The sequence below is a fragment of the Enterococcus spodopteracolus genome (genome assembly GCF_030441955.1).
In the GTDB taxonomy this organism is placed as follows: domain Bacteria; phylum Bacillota; class Bacilli; order Lactobacillales; family Enterococcaceae; genus Enterococcus_B; species Enterococcus_B spodopteracolus.
In genome coordinates this window covers 332,910-354,885 of the sequence record NZ_JARJHD010000002.1, presented here as the reverse complement: position 1 = coordinate 354,885, position 21,976 = coordinate 332,910, and the positions used below count along the sequence as shown (strand labels likewise).

25 protein-coding genes, 2 pseudogenes and 1 riboswitch are annotated in these 21,976 nt (G+C 36.1%); of the genes and pseudogenes, 3 read left to right on the top strand and 24 right to left on the bottom strand.

The window, feature by feature from the left end; genetic code table 11:
- Nucleotides 1–45 precede the first annotated feature (45 nt).
- The 4 genes and pseudogenes from pbp4 to P3R27_RS04575 all read right to left on the bottom strand — a co-directional run bounded on the left by pbp4 (nucleotide 46) and on the right by P3R27_RS04575 (nucleotide 5,841).
- Nucleotides 46–2,079: a penicillin-binding protein PBP4(5) gene (gene pbp4 / locus P3R27_RS04590; protein ID WP_301399059.1), complete on the bottom strand. Its 2,034-nt coding sequence runs from the start codon at nucleotides 2,077–2,079 to the stop codon at nucleotides 46–48.
- A gap of 166 nt (nucleotides 2,080–2,245) precedes the next feature.
- Nucleotides 2,246–3,127, bottom strand: a complete 882-nt coding sequence (locus P3R27_RS04585; RefSeq protein ID WP_301357245.1) for an LCP family protein — start codon at nucleotides 3,125–3,127, stop codon at nucleotides 2,246–2,248.
- A gap of 319 nt (nucleotides 3,128–3,446) precedes the next feature.
- Nucleotides 3,447–3,613: riboswitch (M-box (ykoK) riboswitch) on the bottom strand.
- Nucleotides 3,614–3,776: 163 nt separating this feature from the next.
- Nucleotides 3,777–4,391, bottom strand: coding sequence for a flavin reductase family protein (locus tag P3R27_RS04580; protein ID WP_034688706.1), 615 nt, complete (start codon nucleotides 4,389–4,391; stop codon nucleotides 3,777–3,779).
- 149 nt (nucleotides 4,392–4,540) lie between these two features.
- Nucleotides 4,541–5,841 (bottom strand): annotated as a pseudogene (locus P3R27_RS04575) (lytic polysaccharide monooxygenase).
- A gap of 135 nt (nucleotides 5,842–5,976) precedes the next feature.
- Between P3R27_RS04575 and P3R27_RS04570 the strand changes: the two are divergent.
- A complete protein-coding gene (locus P3R27_RS04570; RefSeq protein ID WP_034688707.1) occupies nucleotides 5,977–6,744 on the top strand; it encodes an ankyrin repeat domain-containing protein in 768 nt (255 codons plus the stop codon).
- 73 nt (nucleotides 6,745–6,817) lie between these two features.
- Here P3R27_RS04570 and P3R27_RS04565 read toward each other — a convergent pair whose 3' ends face one another.
- The 10 genes and pseudogenes from P3R27_RS04565 to P3R27_RS04520 form a co-directional block, all read right to left on the bottom strand.
- On the bottom strand, nucleotides 6,818–7,408 hold the full coding sequence (locus tag P3R27_RS04565; RefSeq protein ID WP_404830961.1) for a 5'-nucleotidase C-terminal domain-containing protein: 591 nt from the start codon (nucleotides 7,406–7,408) through the stop codon (nucleotides 6,818–6,820).
- A gap of 178 nt (nucleotides 7,409–7,586) precedes the next feature.
- Nucleotides 7,587–8,357 (bottom strand): annotated as a pseudogene (locus P3R27_RS04560) (ABC transporter ATP-binding protein); the annotation flags it as partial.
- A 553-nt stretch (nucleotides 8,358–8,910) separates the two neighbouring features.
- A complete protein-coding gene (locus P3R27_RS04555; RefSeq protein WP_010735387.1) occupies nucleotides 8,911–9,153 on the bottom strand; it encodes a GlsB/YeaQ/YmgE family stress response membrane protein in 243 nt (80 codons plus the stop codon).
- A gap of 34 nt (nucleotides 9,154–9,187) precedes the next feature.
- The gene (locus tag P3R27_RS04550) at nucleotides 9,188–9,742 is read right to left on the bottom strand and encodes an Asp23/Gls24 family envelope stress response protein (RefSeq protein WP_034688708.1); all 555 of its coding nucleotides are present in this window, start codon (nucleotides 9,740–9,742) and stop codon (nucleotides 9,188–9,190) included.
- 12 nt (nucleotides 9,743–9,754) lie between these two features.
- Nucleotides 9,755–9,943, bottom strand: a complete 189-nt coding sequence (locus P3R27_RS04545) for a DUF2273 domain-containing protein (RefSeq protein WP_034688709.1) — start codon at nucleotides 9,941–9,943, stop codon at nucleotides 9,755–9,757.
- Between the two features lie 12 nt (nucleotides 9,944–9,955).
- Nucleotides 9,956–10,522, bottom strand: a complete 567-nt coding sequence (gene amaP, locus P3R27_RS04540; RefSeq protein ID WP_034688710.1) for an alkaline shock response membrane anchor protein AmaP — start codon at nucleotides 10,520–10,522, stop codon at nucleotides 9,956–9,958.
- Nucleotides 10,523–11,217: 695 nt separating this feature from the next.
- On the bottom strand, nucleotides 11,218–11,382 hold the full coding sequence (locus P3R27_RS04535; RefSeq protein ID WP_034688711.1) for a cyclic lactone autoinducer peptide: 165 nt from the start codon (nucleotides 11,380–11,382) through the stop codon (nucleotides 11,218–11,220).
- Between the two features lie 2 nt (nucleotides 11,383–11,384).
- Entirely contained in the window at nucleotides 11,385–11,951 is a 567-nt protein-coding gene (locus P3R27_RS04530; protein ID WP_034688713.1) for an accessory gene regulator B family protein, read from the bottom strand.
- 101 nt (nucleotides 11,952–12,052) lie between these two features.
- On the bottom strand, nucleotides 12,053–12,805 hold the full coding sequence (locus tag P3R27_RS04525) for a LytR/AlgR family response regulator transcription factor (protein WP_126134108.1): 753 nt from the start codon (nucleotides 12,803–12,805) through the stop codon (nucleotides 12,053–12,055).
- A 2-nt stretch (nucleotides 12,806–12,807) separates the two neighbouring features.
- Nucleotides 12,808–14,091: a sensor histidine kinase gene (locus tag P3R27_RS04520; protein WP_034688716.1), complete on the bottom strand. Its 1,284-nt coding sequence runs from the start codon at nucleotides 14,089–14,091 to the stop codon at nucleotides 12,808–12,810.
- 586 nt (nucleotides 14,092–14,677) lie between these two features.
- Here P3R27_RS04520 and P3R27_RS04515 point away from each other — a divergent pair.
- Both P3R27_RS04515 and P3R27_RS04510 read left to right on the top strand, forming a co-directional pair.
- On the top strand, nucleotides 14,678–15,151 hold the full coding sequence (locus tag P3R27_RS04515) for a DUF2975 domain-containing protein (RefSeq protein WP_034688719.1): 474 nt from the start codon (nucleotides 14,678–14,680) through the stop codon (nucleotides 15,149–15,151).
- Between the two features lie 8 nt (nucleotides 15,152–15,159).
- A complete protein-coding gene (locus tag P3R27_RS04510) occupies nucleotides 15,160–15,375 on the top strand; it encodes a helix-turn-helix domain-containing protein (RefSeq protein WP_010735376.1) in 216 nt (71 codons plus the stop codon).
- A gap of 73 nt (nucleotides 15,376–15,448) precedes the next feature.
- On the opposite strand, the gene P3R27_RS04505 is transcribed toward P3R27_RS04510, so the two are convergent.
- The 10 genes from P3R27_RS04505 to P3R27_RS04460 all read right to left on the bottom strand — a co-directional run bounded on the left by P3R27_RS04505 (nucleotide 15,449) and on the right by P3R27_RS04460 (nucleotide 21,935).
- A complete protein-coding gene (locus P3R27_RS04505; protein ID WP_034688720.1) occupies nucleotides 15,449–16,885 on the bottom strand; it encodes an AcpB/EbpR/MafR family transcriptional regulator in 1,437 nt (478 codons plus the stop codon).
- 147 nt (nucleotides 16,886–17,032) lie between these two features.
- Nucleotides 17,033–17,317 carry an LPXTG cell wall anchor domain-containing protein gene (locus P3R27_RS04500; RefSeq protein WP_034688722.1) on the bottom strand — a complete coding sequence of 95 codons (285 nt, stop codon included), beginning with the start codon at nucleotides 17,315–17,317 and terminating at the stop codon, nucleotides 17,033–17,035.
- 6 nt (nucleotides 17,318–17,323) lie between these two features.
- Complete coding sequence (locus P3R27_RS04495) at nucleotides 17,324–17,500, bottom strand: hypothetical protein (RefSeq protein ID WP_161633739.1); 177 nt, start codon at nucleotides 17,498–17,500, stop codon at nucleotides 17,324–17,326.
- A 94-nt stretch (nucleotides 17,501–17,594) separates the two neighbouring features.
- Nucleotides 17,595–17,837 (bottom strand): hypothetical protein, encoded by a 243-nt coding sequence (locus tag P3R27_RS04490; protein WP_126134110.1) that lies wholly within the window; start codon nucleotides 17,835–17,837, stop codon nucleotides 17,595–17,597.
- Nucleotides 17,838–17,984: 147 nt separating this feature from the next.
- A complete protein-coding gene (locus P3R27_RS04485; protein WP_301357323.1) occupies nucleotides 17,985–18,656 on the bottom strand; it encodes a hypothetical protein in 672 nt (223 codons plus the stop codon).
- Nucleotides 18,657–19,133: 477 nt separating this feature from the next.
- Nucleotides 19,134–19,376: a GlsB/YeaQ/YmgE family stress response membrane protein gene (locus P3R27_RS04480; protein WP_010735371.1), complete on the bottom strand. Its 243-nt coding sequence runs from the start codon at nucleotides 19,374–19,376 to the stop codon at nucleotides 19,134–19,136.
- Between the two features lie 88 nt (nucleotides 19,377–19,464).
- Entirely contained in the window at nucleotides 19,465–20,235 is a 771-nt protein-coding gene (locus P3R27_RS04475) for an Asp23/Gls24 family envelope stress response protein (RefSeq protein WP_126134112.1), read from the bottom strand.
- 11 nt (nucleotides 20,236–20,246) lie between these two features.
- Nucleotides 20,247–20,435: a DUF2273 domain-containing protein gene (locus tag P3R27_RS04470; protein ID WP_010735369.1), complete on the bottom strand. Its 189-nt coding sequence runs from the start codon at nucleotides 20,433–20,435 to the stop codon at nucleotides 20,247–20,249.
- 12 nt (nucleotides 20,436–20,447) lie between these two features.
- Nucleotides 20,448–21,011 (bottom strand): alkaline shock response membrane anchor protein AmaP, encoded by a 564-nt coding sequence (amaP, locus tag P3R27_RS04465; RefSeq protein WP_034688727.1) that lies wholly within the window; start codon nucleotides 21,009–21,011, stop codon nucleotides 20,448–20,450.
- Nucleotides 21,012–21,041: 30 nt separating this feature from the next.
- A complete protein-coding gene (locus P3R27_RS04460; protein ID WP_023519734.1) occupies nucleotides 21,042–21,935 on the bottom strand; it encodes an SDR family oxidoreductase in 894 nt (297 codons plus the stop codon).
- Nucleotides 21,936–21,976 lie beyond the last annotated feature (41 nt).

Genomic DNA, 21,976 nt, shown 5'->3' with positions numbered 1-21,976 from the left:
AAGTAAAATAACCGATGGTTTTGTATCCGATTTTACACTCTGTGTTTATTGGTAAGTTTGATTCAAATACTGCAATAAAGCAGGCGCTCGATTAGTAGCAGAATCGCCTTCTTCTCTGTTTTCTAACATGCTGATCACCAAGTAGCCATTTGTTTCAGGATTTATCGCATAAAGGAAACTGTTTTCTTGTCCTTTTTCATCCTGCTTTTCTTTGATTTCAGCTGTTCCTGTTTTCGCGGCAAGCGGAATTCCTAGAGTAGCTAAAGAATGTGCAGTTCCGTTAGGATCTTGCACAACATCGACTAAATCTGGCAAAATCGTTTGGACACTTGATTCACTGATCACATTTTTCTTATTTTTAGTTTCCTGATCCATGACTAATCGTGGATAAACTAAACTGCCATTATTTGCAAAATCACTATACATTGCAGCTTGTTGGATTGGATTGATCAACAATTGTCCTTGTCCATAGCCTGTATCTGCCAACAAAATCTCCGAATTGAATGAGTCTTCATTTGAGATCTGCGCAGGATTCATTGGGATCGGTAAATCAAGATCTTCACCAAAAATAAATTGATTAAGTCCGTTTCTAAAGGCTTCTTCCCCCATTTTCAATGTTTCTTGTGCCATATAGATATTATCAGAATAAACTAAAGCATTTTTCAAGTTGACTTGTGGTACGTCACTGACACGTGTCACTTGGTAAGAACCCCAAGAGCTATCTTTTTGCCACTTCAATCCATTGATCGTTAAGACTTCATCTGGATTCAATGTCCCATTATCTAAGCCGATGGCTGCGGTGATCATCTTGAATGTTGAGCCTGGCGCATAACCTGTGGCAAAACGACTGATAAATGGACGATTTGGGTCTTCTTCATATGCTCTGTAATCATCTTGGGAAATACCGTTCGTCATTTTATTTGGGTCATAACTAGGTGAACTGACAAGGGCCAACAAATCTCCAGTTTTAGGAGCTGTCGCCACAGTAGAACCTGGTTTCCCATTTAAGCTGTCGAATGCCGTTTTTTGCGCATTGGCGTCGATTGTCAACTGGATATCCTGTCCATTTTTTACTTCATGTTGGAGTAATACAGCTTTTTCATTTCCTTCTTCATCTGTGACACTTAATTTCCCACCGTTCGTGCCTCTTAATTCTTTGTCGTAAGCCATTTCTAAACCTGAACGCCCGATTTTTCCTGTACTATTCAACTCAGGATTTTTCTCAATGTCTTCTGCGGTGATATCTCCTACGTAGCCAATCAATTGGGCAGCGGCTTCCCCTAACGGATAATAACGACCGTCAACTTCTTGGATCGTTGCTCCATTGGGAAGTTCTGGTGTTTCCCCATCAATGATTTTTAAAGGAACAAAGTAATCCGGTTGGACCCAACCTTGAGAAATCGCCTGTTCTATACTGGCTTCCGTCAAATCTAATGCTTCAGCGATTGCTTTGATATTCGCTGATTTTTCCTCACCCTCACCTAATTTCGCAGGTACGACGCCTAATTGTTTTAATTTCCCAGTTGTCGCTAACGGCTGTTTATTACGGTCCAAGATTTCGCCACGCGACGCTACATCTGTGCTCAAGCTAACTTTATCTTGCCCTTCCATTTGCGGAAAAATCAAATTAGGCTGCCAATTGATTTTGGTTTGGTCCCCCTCTTTGGACAGAGTTCCTTCATATGCTAAATCTTTCAATTCACCTAACGTCGTATTCATTTTAGCTTTATACGTAAACTCATACGTATCATTCTCTTTTTTTGTAACGGATAAGTCTGAGAGTTTGATCCCTCTGATCTCTGCTGCACCATAAATATTTTGATATTTTTCTAAAATATCTTGTTCAGTAAGATCACTACCCTTCTCTACTTGAAGTGATTTTACTGCTTCTTCATAATTTTCCTGATTCAGGGAGTCAATAAATCCTTCAATCGTTTGTTCTCCAGCTTTTACTGCTTGTTGTTCCTGAACGTGTTGATAATAAAAGAAGCCACCACCAGCTGCCGCAAGTAAGAAGACGATTCCCGCTCCGATATAGATGCCGGTCGATTTTTTCTTTTGTCTGCCACTCCTCTTCATGTTTTGAATACCTCTCTTTATTAAAAATACGAATCAAAGATATTTTAACACATAGAAGAGGAAATAGAACAGCAGCCCAAATGATTCTTAACCAGTACTGTTCTTATATTAACTTTTTTTAATCAAAATAAACCAGTTCGTTTTAGGAACTGGTTTATCAATATGGTTATTTATCCAAAAAATCGTGTATCGCTTGCTGATTTTTAGTCAAGTCGATTTCCAAGACACTACCAGCTGGTGTATTATCATTGAAGTCCCAACTTTTATCAACGGGCACGGACAATGTATTGATTTTCTTCTCGTCATCTAGGAAATCTAACCCACAATCTAACAGGACACTTTCCGGTAGATTGGTTTGGATACTGCCTAAAAGTTTGCCGATCGCCTTGGGTAATTTGATGATCGATGTGACATCTTTCAATTGACTGGCCACCGCCTCAACGACTTGTTGTTGTCTACGGATCCGTCCAAAATCACCTTCTTCGTCTTCACGAAAACGAGCATATTGCAACAAGGTATTTCCGTCCATTGCTTGCTTTCCTTTTTTGATAGCTACCCCATCTAAATCCAAATCTTTTTCTGCATCGATCGTTACGCCATCTGGAAACAATTCATCGATATAATCAATAAAATCTTGAAAAGTAATACTTGCATAGTAAGGGGTCTCTAATTTGAAATTATCTTGTAAGGTTTGTTTTAATAAGTCGATACCTCCATATGAATAGGCGGCATTGATCTTATTCATTCCATAACCAGGAATAGAGACGTAAGAATCTCTCATGATAGAAATCAATTTGGCTTGTTTGGTCTTTTGATCATATTGGGCGACCATCAAAGAATCCGAACGACCATTTTCTTCTTTTGATCGTGCATCAGAACCAATCAATGCTACATTGATGATCGATGGGACATCTTGTGCATTGACTTTCTCAACTGTTGCAGATTGTTTCACTGAGGAGAACCCTTGGATAAATTCAAAAGAAAAAAAGCCAATGACCATTGCAAGTACTAACAAGATACTTAATATGATTTTCTGAAATGGTTTCATTCAGTTGCCTCTTCCTTTCAAACTCTTCTACTTGAAACGAGGACCTTTGTCTATTATGATGAATCAAGTAAAGAGTTTATTCTCTTACATGTCTTTGGGTCGATTGAGCTGCAACTCGTCGACCTTTTTTGTTTGTCTCTCTGTTTTATTTCGTTCGGTATTCTTTGGAGTGAGACGAATACCTTTATTGATAAAATCAAATAGCTTGTTCCAGCGCATCCCCTTTCTTGTCCAGACACAAGTTAGGCAAAGCGAGCAAAAAAGGAAAAGAAAGCATAAGAAAAGGTCAGAAACCTTTTCGAACAAGATTTCTGACCTAGCATCATCTCATCGTCCGAGTTTTAGCACTATACAACGTAAAGAACGTATTCTTAGCTATTGGAAAAAGCCTTAATCCGACAATTCCTGTTTGACCCATTGGCGTCTTTCGACGTTTCTGGGCAATAGCCTATGTTTGTATAGGAGCCTCACCTAACAAGGTTAGTACTTATTTGATTTTCACAAAATTTATCATATTCCTCTTCCCATTGATAATCAATAAAAAAAAGATTAAAATAACTAAATTAAACTTTATTTAATAAATGTAGAGCTAACGTTTGATTCTTAAATCATTTTTACACTAGAAAAAACTGCGTTATCAGCCGGATATTTATTCCGGACGTAACAAGCGAATGATCTCACCTAATTTACCGTAGTCGTTTCCTGCTAAGCGGCTGATTGGTTGTAACTGTTTCGGATCGATATAGCCTGTTTGTTCATCATAAACAGCTTCACTTATTTGATAAGTAGAAATTTGCAGTAAAAATAAATCAGCGGTTGTTTCTTGGCCTTTTTTGATCGGCACATGTTGGTATAGTGTCGTTTCAAAGGCAATACTTGCTTCATTGATCCTTGGGACGCTGATCGTATCGGATTCGGAAGTAGTGAAAGAGGTCAACGACAATTCACTTTCTTCGTTTGGTAAGCTAGCAGCTGTCTGATTCGCATCTACAAGTATTCTTTCGTCTAGAACATGGAGCACGGCCTCTTTTGTATCGATAAGATGTTTAGCTGTATCTTTCCACTCTCCATTTTTTCTTTGGATAGCTAAAGAAAGTATCGGCGGATTGGAACTGACGATATTGAAGTAACTAAATGGTGCTACATTGGTCACTCCTTTTGAAGATCTTGTCGCAACCACTGCCACCGGGCGAGGGATAACTGAACCAATCAATAGTTTATAATTTTCTCTTTCTGTTAACTCTGAAGGTACTCGTTTGAACATTTGCTTTCCTACTTTCTGGTTGAATGATCATTCCTGATGATAGTCATGGTATCGGACAACCTGAAGCATTGTCAACTAAACATTCTTACGATTATTTTTCTTCATACAAAAACACGCAGTTCAGTCAAATGCACGGAGTGTGAATTTGATTATTTCAAGCGGAATAATGTTGGTGCTTGGTCAGGTGCCCAAGCAACATCACCAAAGTTGAAATGTGGAACAATAGTGATGTAGACTCTTCCATTGTGTCTTACTTCTTCATTCATAGAATAACGTTCTGGTGAAGCCATTGAACCTACTCTCCATTCACGGATTCCTTTGATTGTTTCACCTTGTTTCGTTGTCACTGATAAAGTGTTACTTGCATCTGAAACTTCGTCTGTTGTACTGATTGCACGTACCACGTATGAGTAGGTTGTGCCAGAAGCCAAGTTTTCATCTGTGTAGCTAGTAGATGGCGTTGAAGCCACTAACTGACCATTACGATAGATATCATATTGTTTGATACCTTGTGTATGGGTTGAAGCTCCCCACATCAATGACACGCTTGAAGTCGTTTCACCCATTGAATGTAAGTTTTTAGGAGCAGTTGGTTTTTCTTCAGCAGTTGTCGCTCTAGTTGTTACTGAACTTGCTGTTTTGTCAGATGTCAATCCAGTTTGACTAACTGCTTCGATCGCATAGTTGTAGGTTGTTTCTTCATTTAGTCCTGCGTCTTTAAATTCCGGATCATTTGTATTGCCAACTAATTCACCGTCACAGTAAACGTTGTATGATACAGTATTGGCTTGACCATTCCATGCTAATTCTACAGAAGAAGCAGTCACGTTTTCAGCACGTATATTTTGAGGGGCTTGAGGTTTCACAGGAATAGCTGAATCACTTTTTACATCAACATCAATCACGTTGTAGAATGCATTAGCTGTATCCGCTACATCCCAAACAGCTAAAATCACATGGTAACCTAAACGATCACTTGGTACGTTGATCGCGTGTGGTGTCGTTGTTGCTAGTGTTACATTATGGTTGATCGTACCGCTCAATTCAAAATCAGAACGTTCTAATTTATCGTTTGGATTCCAATCTGCTTTTGTCATGTAATAATGCCATTTTGTTGTTGAATGTCCAACAGTATAGCGCCATGTAAAAAAGTTTGCTCCTTGATCGATTATTTTGTCCAAAGTGGTGAAGTTTGTTAATCAAGATTGAAATCACCAAGTGAACCACCTGCTGATGCAATTTGTCCATCGGCTGGTCCAGCTTGTGGGTATCCTTTTAATTCTTCTAAAGATTAAGGTTCGTTGATAACCGCCCCATATTTTTGGAAAGCAGCAGTCTAGTTTGTGTCTCTGTCTAAATGTCCTTGGTTCCCACGACTGATAGGAGACTGTACCTATCCATGTGCAGATGGTTCATTCCCACCAATTGCTAAACTCGCTCCAAATAAAATACTTGAGCCTAATTTATTATTTGTAAAAAAATCTAACTATAATAGCAATTAACTCCTTACGCTTTTGCTAGTGTAAGTTCATTCATTTGCGCTATCGTTTGCTTCATCATATGATGATACAAAGGGGGAGTATTTATGAAAGCTTGGCTGATTATGCCCTTTGCCGTTTTATTGTTTTCATTAACGGGTTGTGAAGAGCCACAGCAGATGACTGTTCCTGATCAAACGAAAAGGACTACTTCTACTGACGTCCAAGCAACCACTGAAGAAACCAAGCATTTAATCGAGGAAACGGAGGAATCGCTTATGAGTTACCCATCTGGCAGTTTATTAGCCGCAGTCGAAGACAACGATCGAATGAAAGTAGAGGATATTTTAAAAACAGAGTATTCAATTGATGAACAAAATGACAAAGGTGAGACACCTTTACTGATGGCAACCCATCATGATTTTTTCGAGATTGCCAAACTTCTAATCGATCATGGTGCGTCAATCGACATCCAAGATGCGATCCAAGACAGCCCTTACCTTTACGCTGGAGCACAAGGAAAAACAGAGATTCTATCTTATATGTTGGAACAGCGTGAACCAAATCAAGCAATCGTCAATCGTTTTGGCGGTAACGCCTTGATTCCAGCAGCTGAAAAGGGGCATTTAGATAATGTGAAACTCCTGTTAACCGACGCACGTGTGGACATCGACCATCAAAATAATTATGGTTATACCGCGTTGATTGAAGCAGTTGCTTTACGTGATGGCTCTGAAATCTATCAACAAATCGTTCAAGAACTGTTGAATCATGGCGCAGACAAAACGTTACGTGACAATCAAGGGAAAACTGCGGAAGATTACGCAAGAGAATTGGGATATACTGAGCTGTTGGCACAACTGTCTCAATCATAATATAAATATAAACGCTGAAAAATCTCCCTCAAATGCGGTGTATACGCATTTGTGGGAGATTTTCATCCTATTTTTATTTGCCGATCACGTTGAAATTATGATTCACTTTTGCATCTATCACTTTTTTTCGTTTGAAATAGTCGGCAATCAATTCGGTCATATCGATTAGATATTCTTTCACGATCTTCTCCGCTGAAAACATCTTATAATTTCCACCACCAACTGCTCGATATTGATTGATCACCACTTCTATTGGTTTATTTAAAGGAATCGGTACTCCTTCTTTCTCAAAGCGCGTTACACGGTGCCCGATGGGTTGATTTAAATCAATTGTGTAATTGATACCTTCATACATATCATAGTTATAATATTGAGGTTTGGGGTGAATATACTTCGGATCAAACGTAATTCCTTCATCGGTTGCCATTAAGTAACTAGCAGTTTGTTCGAGTGCTGCTTTCAGTTCTTGTCCCGTCACTCGTACAACAGCCAGAGTATTCGGATAAATATAATTCGTAAGAATATGACGCATACTAACAGATTGTGGCAAACCAGTCACTTCATTATTGAATAAGGCTGTTCCTGAAATCTCTGCTCCAGTCGCATCCATCTGTATTCGATTGATCAATTCAATATATGGATGCTCATTGACTCTAGCTGCCATCGGATCAATAATCCCTAGATCGGCCCCGCACTTCTCCTACTGGTTGGTCTAGCCACACATCTAAGGCTTTTGAGACTCGTCCAACTTGTTCAAGAACACTACGATTGGGAGAAGCCTCGTTCATTGGATAAAGTTTACACGAGTGGTCTAAGATGATAAACTTGTTATCTTACTTTTTGAATGACGCATGTTTCACCCGCACATCGACGACTTCAATCGGTAAAAAATTAATAATTGGATTACCAATGAATTTCGCAACGAATAAATTTTCCGGCTCTAAATAGAGATTTTGAGGATCATCATCTTGTTGTATCTTACCATCTTCCAATAAGATGATTTTGTCACTGATCGATAGAGCTTCTTCTTGATCGTGGGTGACAAAAATCGTCGTGATCCCCACTTCTTTCACTAACCTGCGAATTTCTTCACGGATCCTCAAGCGTAGTCGAGCATCGAGATTACTTAAAGGTTCATCCAATAATAAGACTTCTGGTTCTTGTACTAAGGCTCTCGTGATGGCTACTCGTTGTTGTTGCCCACCAGATAAAGTTCCAGGTTTCTTGTTCTGCAACTCTTTGATATTAGTTAAATCCATATATTTTTCAGCAATCGCTTTTGCTTCCCCTTTTTTCTTTTTATTATCCCCAACTAATAAAGAAAACATGATGTTCTCTAAGACAGTCATGTGTGGATACAACGCGTAATTTTGAAAAACAAAGCCAATATTACGATCTTTAGGTTCTGTTTTTATGACCGACTGTCCATTAAAACGAATATCGCCATCTGTCGGTTGTAATAGTCCTGCGATGAGGTTCAACATTGTTGATTTACCACAGCCACTAGGACCTAAAAGACAAACAAGTTCTCCTCTTTCAATCGCAAAATCTACTTTCTTCAATGCTTCAAAGCCATTATCAAAAGTTTTCTGTAATCCGATCACCTTAATCATAAGTGACCCTCCGCTCTTCCTTATATTTTTTATGACAGTTGTTTTCTTTCATATCTGCATCTTAACGTTCGAATATTTTGATTACATATATTATTTGTAAATATCTTGAAAATATTCTTAACTCCTAGTTTTTTTGTTTGTTTCATTATAAAAAATTGAAATCAACGTTATAAAATGATGCTTATGAAAACTCTTCATAAAATATTTCAATAAAAGGATAACAAAGAAAAAAAACTTATCTATAGCAACTTTTAACGTTAAGACAAGAAATAACAATTATCTAGCAGTTAAACCTCGAAGATCGCTATGGATTAAGCATTTTTTTATTTTTTTAATATCAAAATAACAGAGTTTGCATATTATTATTATGGACAATTTCATGTTCAAGTTACTTAACCGATTTATAAAAGACAAAAAATGGATATTCGACAATATGGACAAACAAACAGACCACAAAGAGTAGGGATAAAAACTACTCTTTGTGGTCTGTTAGAATGTTTAGTCGATCTCTTTTTTGATCTCAAATCATTACATCTGAGTAAGTGTCCTTTGCTTAAAGCTTACGTGCAAAGAATGAAACGATCAATACTAAAATGATTGCTCCGATAAGTGATGGTACGATTGCCATTCCACCGATCACTGGACCCCAAGTACCTAAAAGTGCTTGACCAATAGCTGATCCAACTAGACCTGCAATCACATTCGCAATGATTCCCATTGAAGAACCTTTATTTGTGATTGCTCCTGCAATTGCTCCGATAATACCACCAACGATTAATGACCAAATAAATCCCATGATTGTTTCCTCCTAAAATTCTATAAAATTAACTTTATTGTACGCGTGGTTCATTATTTTCTTTTACTTTTTGCGCACCTTTGCCAACAGCTGATTTTGCTTTGTCAGTTTGTTTTGAAGCAAATTGACCAGTTGATTTTGCTGCATCAGTTACTTTGTCTTGTACTGTTTCTTGATCTTTTTCGTATTCTGCTTGTGTTTTGATGTCAACAACATTTACGTTAACTTCGATCACATCAAGATGAGTCATTTCATTTACTTCTGTGCTGATCAATTCTTTGATTTGATCGTAAATATTTTCGATATCTTTTCCATATTCAACAACTACATCTAAATCAACAGCTACTTGTTTTTTACCAACTTCTGCATTGATTCCAGCAGTCACGTTATCTGTATTGACTAATTTCTCAGCAATGTTTGAGAAAAATCCGCCATCAAGAGTCAACAAACCGTCAACGTCTTTCAATGCGTAACCAATGATTTTTTGAATGACTTTGTCTTCATAAGTCAATTCACCTTTTGCTGTAGTATCAACAACTGAATTTGTACCTGTAGTAGTGTTCACGTTTTTGAAATCTTTGTTTTCCATATTAAATTCCTCCTATGATTTGAAATATTCATCTAATAATTTTGTTTCTTTTAAATAAAAACCAAGGCCCACACCAATAGCGGTCATGATCAATATTAAAAGAGTTTTAAAAAATCCAACTGTTAACCATAAAACGGCTAATAGTAAGCCAAGACCCCCAAAGATAATAGGGAGCTTATATAGTGAAAAAAATTCTTTCATTTGTGTGCCCTCCTATTCTACTCGTGAGTGCTGCTTGTCTTCATAATCTTTTTCTTCTTGATAACTACTATAATTGACAGCTACTTTGATCTCTTGTTCTGAACCAAGGACATTGGCAACTTGATCTCTCACTTCTTGCATCAACATTTCTGTTTTACCAATAAGAGAAGAAGTACGTTTTAAATCGCCTTTTACATGAATATTGATTTTCTGTTTTGTTGATCGTACTTTGACTTTTGGTGATTGAATGAACTCTTCTTCGTGTAGATACGAACGAGTCAGTCCTTCAATTGCTTTTTTATCCAACGTCAATTTTCCATCTTTGTGCTTTAATACGAAGGTTCCTTTCGATTTTGGATAGAAAAGAACAAATAATAAGATGAGAACGACAACAATTGCAAAAACGACTGCAGCCCAGAAAATAAATTGTTGCATATAATAATTTGTTATCGTAAAAAAGCGAAAACGTTCCAATTGTTCAGGTAAGATATATGGTGCATTAACTAGAGCGATGATCAAAAGTACTGAAAGTAAAATTATGCTTACAATTACACCGATGATCTTTACCCCCTTATTCATTTTCCACCTCCTAAGTATCTTATTTTTTTATTTTTCAACACATGACCAACAAGTATATCGCTTGAGGAACCCATAGAAATACCTACTTAAAGTAAGCGCTACCAAAAAGTACAGGCTCAAAATAACTTTGGTACTCCCTCCTGTATAGAAATCTTAAATAACAGTAACAATTATTATATAACTTCTATTGTTTCTTGCTGGCTATACTACAAGGATAGTATTCAAGATTAAAAATTGCAAAGATAATGCTCATTTATATTACAAAAAAAAAAATAAAAATGACAAAATACAGCAAGAAACGATCATTTCCCACTTTTAAACCAAATGTTTTAATCTTTTATTATAAAGGATGATACCCTTTTCAAAAATCATTAAAATATTTTATAATAAGTAAAAGAAAAATGGTAGAATAATAGTTATTCAATTTAGTAAAACTATTACTCTTGGAAAGAGGTGTCATATGCTAAAAAAAACCATATATGCATTTATAATAACGATTATTTACTTGTTTGTTTCCAATGCTGGTAATCTATTTTTTGGGGTGTCTAAAGAATTTAGTTGGACAACTACTCTGTGGGAATCATTGTTTTTCTTTTTATTCATTCTCTTACTACAAAATTATCGAAAGAAATGAATGGGTATGAATAAAAAAAATAAAAAGCGATTTAGATTTTTTCTAAATCGCTTGTTTATTTTTATTTATTCATTTCATTTTTTAATGCTTCAGGCATTTTGGGTTCGTAGATAACGAATGTGCAATCTGCACCGATCGTTCCCATCGCGTAAGTTGCGATAGCAATCGCCATTGTTGAAATAACCTGCATCATTTGTAATTTCTTTGTTTTTAGACTTGTGAACATATTTACTCTACCCCTTTATTTTTAATAAACATCAACAATGTAGCAATTGCTAGACCTGACAAAAGATATGTACGAATATTGTCACTAGGTAAAAGCAAGCCGATCGTTGTGATGAACAAAATAATAAGAACCGTTTTTTTTAATTGGAAAGGTTCTTTTGCTTGATTGATCGTCCGCTCTTTTACGAATATTCCTAAACCAACGAATAGAATTCCGAGAACAAACACAGGACGAGTCGATTCAAAACCAATCGAAGCAATGATCCAAGGCAAAACAACCAAGAAAAGCACACTAAGTATTGTACAAACTGCACTGTTACTTGCATGAAATCCTTTTGTCGTAAAACGAACTGAGATGAATACAAGGTGTGTGATGAATACTGCTCCCACAGTATGTAAGAGAAACGCAATCCCATACATCACGATCATCTTGAACAGATCAACAAATAGGATCGATAACCCATATTCCACCTTTGCTTGATCAATCGGTGAAAGTCCTAATTGTGAAGCGAAATGTCCACTTATTTTCTTTGATAATTTTTCCTCTATTGAAATGTACTCTTCAGTCATCTTTCACGCTCCTTCGCAGTTTATTATACCTATTTTACAAATCTATGGATTATTTTATCAAAAGTGTTTCTTTTTTTATCAAAAGCGCAAAACCGATACATTTATGCTTTGGGCGAAAACTCATTTTCAAAGCGAGTGGCTAATTTTTTTAAATATCTAGTAGAGACTAAACATTCTTCCCCGTTAGTCATGATCACTTTTCGCTTTTTTTTATTGATTTCTGCTATGTTAGCCAAATTGACGACAAACGATTGGTGACACCGACACAAAGAATCATTTAATTTTTCGATTTCTTTGATTTTCCCTGCATACTCAATCATGCGATTATCCAAGTGTACAATCAATTTATGTGGTGTTGGACTTGAACTAAAAAAGAGAATTTCATCAACATATAATTTTACATCGATGGCACCGCTTTTTAGCCAGATCTGATCCCTGGTAGACAACGCAGTATTCATATATCGTTCGATCGCAATATCGATACAACTGATGATTTTTTGTTGTAATTGTTCTTCATTATCTTTGATTATATAATCCAACGCCTCTACCTTATAAAGAAAAGTAAGATAGACAAAATCGGTATAGGTCGTAACAAAAATGATTTTGGCTGTTGGATCATACTGTCGGATCTGCTTTCCTAGTTCCACGCCATTGATATCTGAATTTAAGTCGATATCTAAAAAATAGATACCCTCTGTTTTGTTAGTTGATACGTAGGATAAAATATCATACGGGTTATCTGCAGCTAGTTGGAACTCAATATCATAGTCCATCATCATCACGTAATTTTTAATAATGTTGGTGATACGGTTACGATGGATCTCTTCATCATCACAAATAAAAATTTTTAACATAGTTACCCCTCTACCTCACATATAGTTATGATTTGTATAAACTTATTATTTTGGATCTTTGTATCTAAAAACACATTTGTATTCAAGCGGACTAACTCATCCAGATTTGTCAAACCTATCCCAGAATTACCGGGTTTTGTCGTAAAACTTGCTTTCTTTAAATCATGTAATTTAGGCAAATCATGTGGACAGTTATTGATCAACATAAATGTACAGTCTTTATGGTCTGCCACGATTGCTAGTTCAATTTCTGGATGTTCAATTTCTTCTGAGGCTTCAATTGCATTGTCCAAGATGATCCCCAGCATTCTTACGAGTACCATCGTTGACACTTCCAAATGATTGACCACCTCAGGAACAGAAATGCTTACATGGATTCCTTTCTCATGTGCCATATATAACTTACTCATGATCACACTTTTGATTTCTCGAATTTTTATATTTGAAATCGAAGACATCCTAAAAATTTCTTGGTCAAAAATCGATCCGGTCGCTTTGATACTATTTCTAAAATAATCCTTTAGACCTGTTAGATCTTCAGTTTCGATATAATCTTCCAATGAAATTAGAATATTTTTGTAATCGTGTTTAAATTTTAGAATCTCTAAATAATTTTTTTCAGCTTGTTCACTGTATTCGATCAAGTAACTCATTTGACGTTTTTGCTCTCTATTTTCATATTCCGTTCTTTTTATGAAAATAAAAGAAAAACAAATGATCGCTGACAACAGCCCATACAATATCATGAATAGCTCATGTGCATCGATCAAATAAATTCGCAAATTTGGAAATCTTTCAATGACCACCAGACAAAAATAGACACAAATCGTCGCTGTTGCGATGATTCCGCTGATTTTCATCGTCAAGAGATCTTTGTAGCACTTTTCTAATAACCATGTTTTGAAAATATATGCAAAGAAGAAAAAAAGAAGGGTTCCTAGAATCACAGTTAATCTTATGTTTAGAACCAAATGAAGAATCGTATAACTAAAATTGATGATATAATCGGAAAAAATATATAAACAGAATGTGACAGAAGGGATAAATAGCGCAATATAAATATTTCGCCGGAAGTAATAGGTTACGGCACATAAACTAGCCCATAAAACTGCAGTTGCAAAAAAATTCATCAAAAAATAAAGTGCCATATAGCAAATGATTCCAATGATTGACAAAATGACGTAATACCGATTTTTTAAATGCGTTTCCAAATAGCTAGTCACCCAAAAGATGCAAGCCGTTTGAACGATGACAATCAACAAGCTTTCCAGCGTGTCTAAATTCACAAAATATCCCCCTAATTTAAGTAAGTCCTCACGTGCACAACAAACCAAAAACAACAAAGAATTGCTTCATTACCCATTTCTCTTAGACAAAGACTAATTTCTTCATTTTATGTACCTTTCGATAACAAAAACGATTTAATCCTTTTCACCAAAAAAGATTGTAGCACATTTCACTAGTCTTTTGGATTACATGTTGATTAATAAACTGCGTAGAACTTTTCATTTTTTCGGTGCAGCCAAGGATTTTTTCTGGAAGTAATAGTCTATTTACATCAATTGTATGTTGTGCTATAATAGATATATTGCGAATCATATGTTATACGACATCTTAATTTGTTTTTATGAAATTTAATCCCACTGGCGTAACTAAAGGGTTACAAGGATGTATTAGTGGTTAGGGAATACATTGTTTAAATGAGAAAGAGTTAATATAGAGTAATCGCCTCTTTAGAGGTTTTAAGTAACACCAATGCTTCGTTAGATTGCCTTTTCTTCGGAAAAGGCAATCGTTCAACCATTTTTTTATCGAAAAACGATATATTATAGTTGAATATCAATATATACATTCTATTAGGAGGTTAAATAAATGAAAAATCATTCACGCTTTTTAAAAACAACGACTATCGGAATATGTGTTGTTTTCGGACTCTTTGGTCTGTTGTTGGGTACTCAGTTACTGACCAAAGAATCAAATGCCCCCTTAGATTGGCAAACCACCCTATTGAGTTTAGTCATTTTCACAACTCTACTATCAGGTATCATTATTGGCGGTATCATTTTTAAATTATTAACAATCATCTTTAAAGACCAAACATTTTCTGATCATTCACATCGTTTAGTTAGCTATATCCGAAAAGTAATGATTTTCTTATCACTCAGTACTTTTGGTATTTTACCAAAATTCTATCAAATGGCAGATGCGGATGACGCGCCTGGATTGATGCTATTAGGCCTTGCACTAGTTTTCTTACCTTTTGCGGGATTAGTATTAATGAATGTCTTGATCAAAATATTGGAAGAAGCAATTCGTTTGAAGAAAAATGACGAATTGACCGTGTGAGGTGTGAGATGGCGATCATTGTTAATTTAGACGTAATGTTAGCAAAGCGGAAAATGTCAGTAACGGAATTAAGTGAAAAAGTGGGTATTACCATGGCTAATCTTTCTATTTTAAAAACTGGAAAAGCGAAAGCGATTCGCTTCACCACATTAGATAAAATCTGTGAAGTTTTGAATTGTCAGCCTGGAGACCTTCTTGTCTTTGAAAAAGATCAAGAAATCTAAATATTTTTGGTGTTATAAAAATGCAAGCCCCGTAATCTCAAGATTTGGAGGACTTGCATTTTTTTATTCGTTATCAAGCCAATAATTCTTGATAAAAGTTGATCAGATTATGGATCTCTCTTGCCTTTGGAAAGACGGATATACCAAATATAGGGATATTATAGGTTTTATCAATCGTAATATTTGAAATAATACAATCAAAATTCTCATAATTGATCAAATCTTGGGACAAGGTTTGATTATTTCTAGCAACAAATTCAAAATGATTACCCAATTGTTGGTCTAGCTTACTGAGTAAATAGGCGTCATATTTTAGTGTAGAATTGGTGATAACTAACGCCCGAACTTGCTTATTATCTTCGAATTTTTTTATTAAATCTGGCCAATACAATAATATTTCTGTAAACATAGTTGTCGCAAATTCTTCGAAATCATTTAGTAGGATATGATGTGTATGTACATAATATTTTAACTTATTCCATAATCGAAGCTGGATTTTATTCATTTCTGAGTGACTATTTTTAAAAAAAAGAGAGTTTTTTTGATAACTTATAGAGAAAGGCACCGTGCTTTGTTGCAATAAAATAGTTGCTTTACGAAAGATCTTTTTTTTATCTTCGCACACAATTCCATATTTTTCTTCCACTTCTTTGATAAAACTATCAATTGCAAATAGAATTGGATTTTTTTGATTCAAAGAACCTCTGTCGAATAATTGAAAAATAAATGCTTGATCGAATATAAAACTTGCCAAGTGTTCATTAATCAATTCGTTGCTCTTTGGTAGACGCAAACGTTTATTTGATAGTATTTCGTACTTGAATTTCTTTTGTTTTTTACTAACCGAAACTACCCCCTTATCATTTTGGAACAATAATATTCGACCAGCAATCCAAAAATGAAATATTTTTTCTTCTTGCGGTTCCAAACTAATCAGCCCTTGCTGCAAGCTGTTTTCTTCAACAAAATCCTGCGCAAGTTGAGTAACAATCAACCGAAAGGATGCAGGAAATGCATCTTCAAAATAATGATATTTTTCCATTAAGAACTGAACAGTCATTTCAGTAATGACTTGATCGTTTCCAACAAGTTTGATCAGTGCTTGTACTTTCAGATCATAACTCTGTAACATTGGATTGATTTTATCGACAATTCGCCGCAAGGTACTTTCAGAAATAAATAAATAGTCTGCTAATTCAAGATAATTCTTGAATTTATGTAATAAAATAGCTTCTAAGTAGCGATATTCAATCGACTCTTGCTTGATCACTTGATAGATATAATCTTCCGTGACATGAGGTAGAATTGTTGCTTTAACCCCCTCTTCTCGAGTCATTTGGATTTTGATATCGCTGGCATAAGAATGAATATCAAACAAGTCATTTCTTAAAGTTTTGGCTGAACAACCAAGTAAATTTTCTAAGTCGTTAAAGCGATAGGCATCGCCTTCAAATAAGTACTCCAGTAACTTCAATTGTCTTTTTAATTTTTTTGACAAAATCTTCAACATTTCTATTCACCTCACAAACAAATAAAAAACACTCAAATTTGGGTCTTCCCCCTTTTGAGTGTTTCCCATATTTAATTTTAGAGGTTTTTTTTCTTCTCTAAAAACTATTTTTTCTACTATGAATAAAAAAGTGGATAAAAAATGACTTTATTTATTGGACTCTTCTTCCAACTTTTTAGTCGATCGTTTTTCCCAGAAGAAGATACCGCCAAACAAGGCAAGTAACATAGTCCCTAACACAGAGAGAAGTGTGTTTCGAGTGGCATTTGTCTGTGGCATGTTTCCTGTTGCTTCAAAATCACTTCTGTCATCTTGTCCACTTTCTCCATTTTCACAGCTCTCACTTCCAGCACCCTCTTCGCTAGCACCTGGTTTATCTTCTGCACCTTGTTCGTCCACTGAGTATCTTCCTTGAACACTCGCAGGATTCAATTCTAACTACACTCCTTCATCTGGAACAATCGTCACATCCATACTTTCTGTTGCTTCTCTGCCATCTTGGATACGCACTCTCGCATGCCAAATGAAATTGCCTAAATTAGTGGTACTGATAGTATTTATCCACGTAAGTTGATAACTGCCATCATCCGCGATCGTAAATAGCTCTTGCGACATAGGATTCGAATCATTTTGACGTATCGTAACTTGAGGATTGGTCGTAAAAATCAATGGTTTTATTTCGATTTCAATAGGAAGCGTGACAGCAGGTCTACGGTTTGATCACTAACTCTAATTTCAATGCTTTACTTACCTCTAATTGACTTGTATCAGATTGCGTTACCCATTCATAGTCTACCGTTCCCCTCGTATTGTGGGCATCCACAAAATTTTCTGGATCAGGAATACTCTGTTGATGTTCCAGAATCAATGACTCAGATTTTGGAGTAAGGCGAATACTGCCAATGTCAGTTCCAGAGAAATCGACAATGAAACTAGTTGAGCTACTCTCCAATCTCCAACATCCATTATTTATTCACTGGGAATGTCCCCAGTAAGAAAATGGGAAAATGGGAATCTGCGGATTTCGAATTCTTCTTCTTGAGGTAGTGCTATTTTTAAACGGGTAAAGACCACATTCATTTCCCCGTCTGTTCGAGTATTATGTAAGGCGCTTAATGAAGGTGTGACTTGCATTGGCCAAGTTCCCACTCTTTGGATCAGAAATCACCGTATAAACTGCTCGTTGAGTATGATCATTTCGGCGCAAAGGGCTTAGATCTTCGACGATATATCGAATAAAATCATTATAACCAAAATCCGGTGTTCGGTAGTACATAGGTGTGACATTTCTTAAAATAACTTTATCACCTATGTTAAAATTATCTTGTGTTAGATCTAGGTTGCTTCTGATCCCAGCTCTTAAATGCCCCGTCAACATGTCCCCTAATTGCCTACCCCGTAGGTTATTTACATACGGAATCCATGAAGGTAAATCTTGTGCGTGGATGGGATTTAATAGTTGATCTAACGAATCACTCCGTTCTATTATCTCTTCTTTACTTAAATTCTTTAACTCCACTTTGCTTAGTTCATTTCTTTCTTTCGAGTCATTTTGCTCTTTCTCTGGTTGTTTCACTTTTTCATTTGTTTCTTTTTTTACTTTTTCCCCATTCTTTTTTTCCCTCTCATTAGTAGTCGTTCTTGCCTGTCTACTTTGAATCGGACCTAGTTCATGGAATGCGGTCACTGCTTGAACGACTATGTCATTGAGATTACCTAAAGTCAAACCTAGGATCAAAGCACTGTTCAACAGTTTTCTTCTTGTTCTCAAATTGTCCCCCCTTTATCAAACAATCAGAGAAAAACTTTTTCGTCTGGTTCATTCTCTGTTGATAGTCGTTTCTTTTTTTCTTAAAGGATGTTCGTAGTAATTTAAATGACACTTTTATGAAAAGGTTATGTATTTTCAGTTTCTTAATCGTCTTTTTACTATTCACTCCTTTTTCAAATCATTTATAAAAGTATTGAAAATCTTTATTTTTCCAAGTTTATCGGTCATCAATGCCTTGTGTAACGTTATTTTTTCCTTTCAATCGGGAGTGATTGAAAGAAGAATTTTTGTGAGAAAATAATTTTCTAATCATCTACTTGTATGAACCCCGAAAGGACAACAAAAAAGAAAGATCTTCACTTCGTTGAACAAGTCAACTTGTAAAGATCCTTCAATCAAATTCCAGATAATTAAATGTTACCGATTATATTAAAGTAAAAGAATGTTTGCATCTATCGCAAATTTTCTTCTTTATTCTTATAATTTACGGGCAAAGAATGACACGATCAATACTAAAATGATCGCTCCGATCAGTGAAGGTACGATTGCCATACCACCAATGACTGGTCCCCATGATCCTAATATTGCTTGTCCGATTGCTGAACCAACAAGTCCTGCAATGACGTTAGCAATGATACCCATTGAAGAACCCTTATTTGTGATTGCTCCTGCAATTGCTCCGATAACCCCACCTACGATTAATGACCAAATAAAACCCATCTGTATTTCCTCCTATAGTGTCTAGCCGATTTTTTTCAATGCGACAACTCATTTATTTTGATTAAAAGTTTTGACTCACTAAGATATTTTATTGTACTCTTGGCTCGTTATTTTCTTTTACTTTTTCCGTTCCTTTGCTTGCTGCATGTTTTGCTTTATCTGTTTGTTCTGAAGCAAATTCTCCAGTTGCTTTTGCAGCATCCGTCACTTTATCTTGTACGGTGACTTGATCTTGTTCAAATTCTTCTTTTGATTTGATATCTGTTACATTGACATTCACTTCGATGACATCTAAGTGTGTCATATTCGCTACTTCTTCACCGATGATCTCTTTCATTTGTTTAAAGATATCTTCAATGTCTTTGCCGTATTCAACGACGATCGACATATCAACAGCAACTTGTTTCTTACCTACTTCTGTTTCGATCCCAGCTGTTTCATTGTCAGTATTGACTAATTTTCCAGCTACATTAGAGAAAAATCCTCCGTCTACTGTCAATAGTCCGTCGATACGTTCTAATGCGATTGCAATAATTTTTTGAATGACTTTGTCATCATAAGTTACTTCACCGTTCATTGATTCTTCACTGCCCTTCACTTCATTTGTCTGTTTGTTTGCCTCATGAGTTGGAGTATGCACATCAGGAGTTTTCGCTTCATGATGTGGATGATCGTGGTGTTCTTTTTTATCATGCGCTACTTTTTCTTCTACATGCGGCACCACTGGATCTGGATGTGCAGACACTGGCGCAGTTTTATTTTTTTCATCTTTGATCCCTTGTACTTGATTCGGTGTTGTTGGATCTGGATGTGCTGATTTCGGTGTATTTCCCTTTTGATTTGAATGATTGTTTTCCATGGTAAAGCCTCCTAAGATTTAAAGTAATGTTCTAAAATTCCGGTTCTTTTTAAATACATACCGATGGCTACACCGAGCGCAACCATGATCACGATCAGCAATGTTTTAAAAAATCCGACAGCTACTAGTAAAATAGCTAATATCAATCCAAGCGCGCCACAAATAATTGGGAGCTTGTATGTCGAAAAGATCTCGTTCATTTTCTCTCCCCCTTACTGTACTCGAGAATGTTCGACTCTTTTTGATTGTGGTGAGTCAAAACCAGTATAATCGATCAGGACATTCACTGGTTCATCTGTACCAATGATTTGTTTTACATCACGCTCAATATCTGTCATTAGCGCTCCTGTTTTACCGATTAATGATGACGTACGTTTCAACTCGCCTTTTACTTTTACGTCAATTTTATTCTTTGTTGCTTTGATCGTTACTTTTGGGGAAGAAACAAACTCTTCTTTCGTCAATCGTGAACGAACCATTCCTTCGATTGCTTTTTTGTCTAATGTTAACTCACCATCACCTTTTTTTAGTAAGAATGAACGGTAAGTTTTTGGGTAGAATAATAAGACTAGAATCAATATCAGCGTTAACACAGCAAAAGCTGCGGTTACCCAAAAAACATATTGTTGTACGTAAAAGTTAGTTAATGATAAAAACCGAAATTCTTCTAACTTAAACGGCAATGGATAAACTGAGCTTAGCAACATTGCAAATATTAAAACAGACAGCAGAAGAATCAGTAAGATTGCTCCTATCGTTTTGGCTCCTTTGTTCATTGTCTCGCCCTCCTAGCTTCTTGTCACTGATTATAGATTAATGGCTTCTCCACCAGTGATACCGTAAATCTGTGCTGTGACATAGCTTGCTTTGTTAGATGCAAGAAAGACATAAACAGGCGCTAACTCAGCTGGTTGTCCTGCACGTTCCAACAATGCTTGTTGACCAAACTCAGGTAGATCTTCTTTTGGTTGACCTGCATCTAGTTGTAATGGTGTCCAAATTGGTCCTGGTGCTACGCCGTTGACACGAATTCCTTTTGGTGCTAATTGTTTTGCTAAACCAATGGTGAAGTTTGCAATCGAAGCTTTAGTAGCTGCATAATCTAACAAGTGTTCACTTGGATTGAATGCTTGGACTGAAGTCGTTGTAAGGATTGCTCCTCCTGCTGGAATATGTGGAATTGCTTCTTTCACAAGTGCAAACATGGCAATAATATTTACAGCAAAAGTATCTTTTACTTGTTCCAATGGGATTTCTGCAATTGAAGGAGACGAAATTTGTTGCGCCGCATTGAGAACAAGTGTGTCTAATCCACCAAATGCATCCACTGTTTTTTGGATGATTTCTTTTGGTGCAGCTTCATCTCGCAAATCATAAGGTAATAGCAATGCTTTACGTCCAGCTTCCTCGATATAATGCGCCACTTGTTGCGCATCTTCTTCCTCACCTGGGAAAAATTGAATGGCTACATCTGCACCTTCTCGTGCAAAAGCAATGGCAGCGGCACGGCCAATACCAGAGTCTGCACCTGTGATCAAGACACGGCGATTTGCTAATTGCTCCGTACCTTTATAACTTTCTTCACCGCAATCAGGTACTGGTTTCATATCCTTTTGTAAAGCCGGAGTTTCTTGATCCTGTTTTGGAAATTCTTCTGTGTGATATAGTTTTCTTGGGTCGATTAAATTGGGTTCTGTCATGTTGATCCTCCTATTTTTTAGTCATAACTGACGTTATAAAT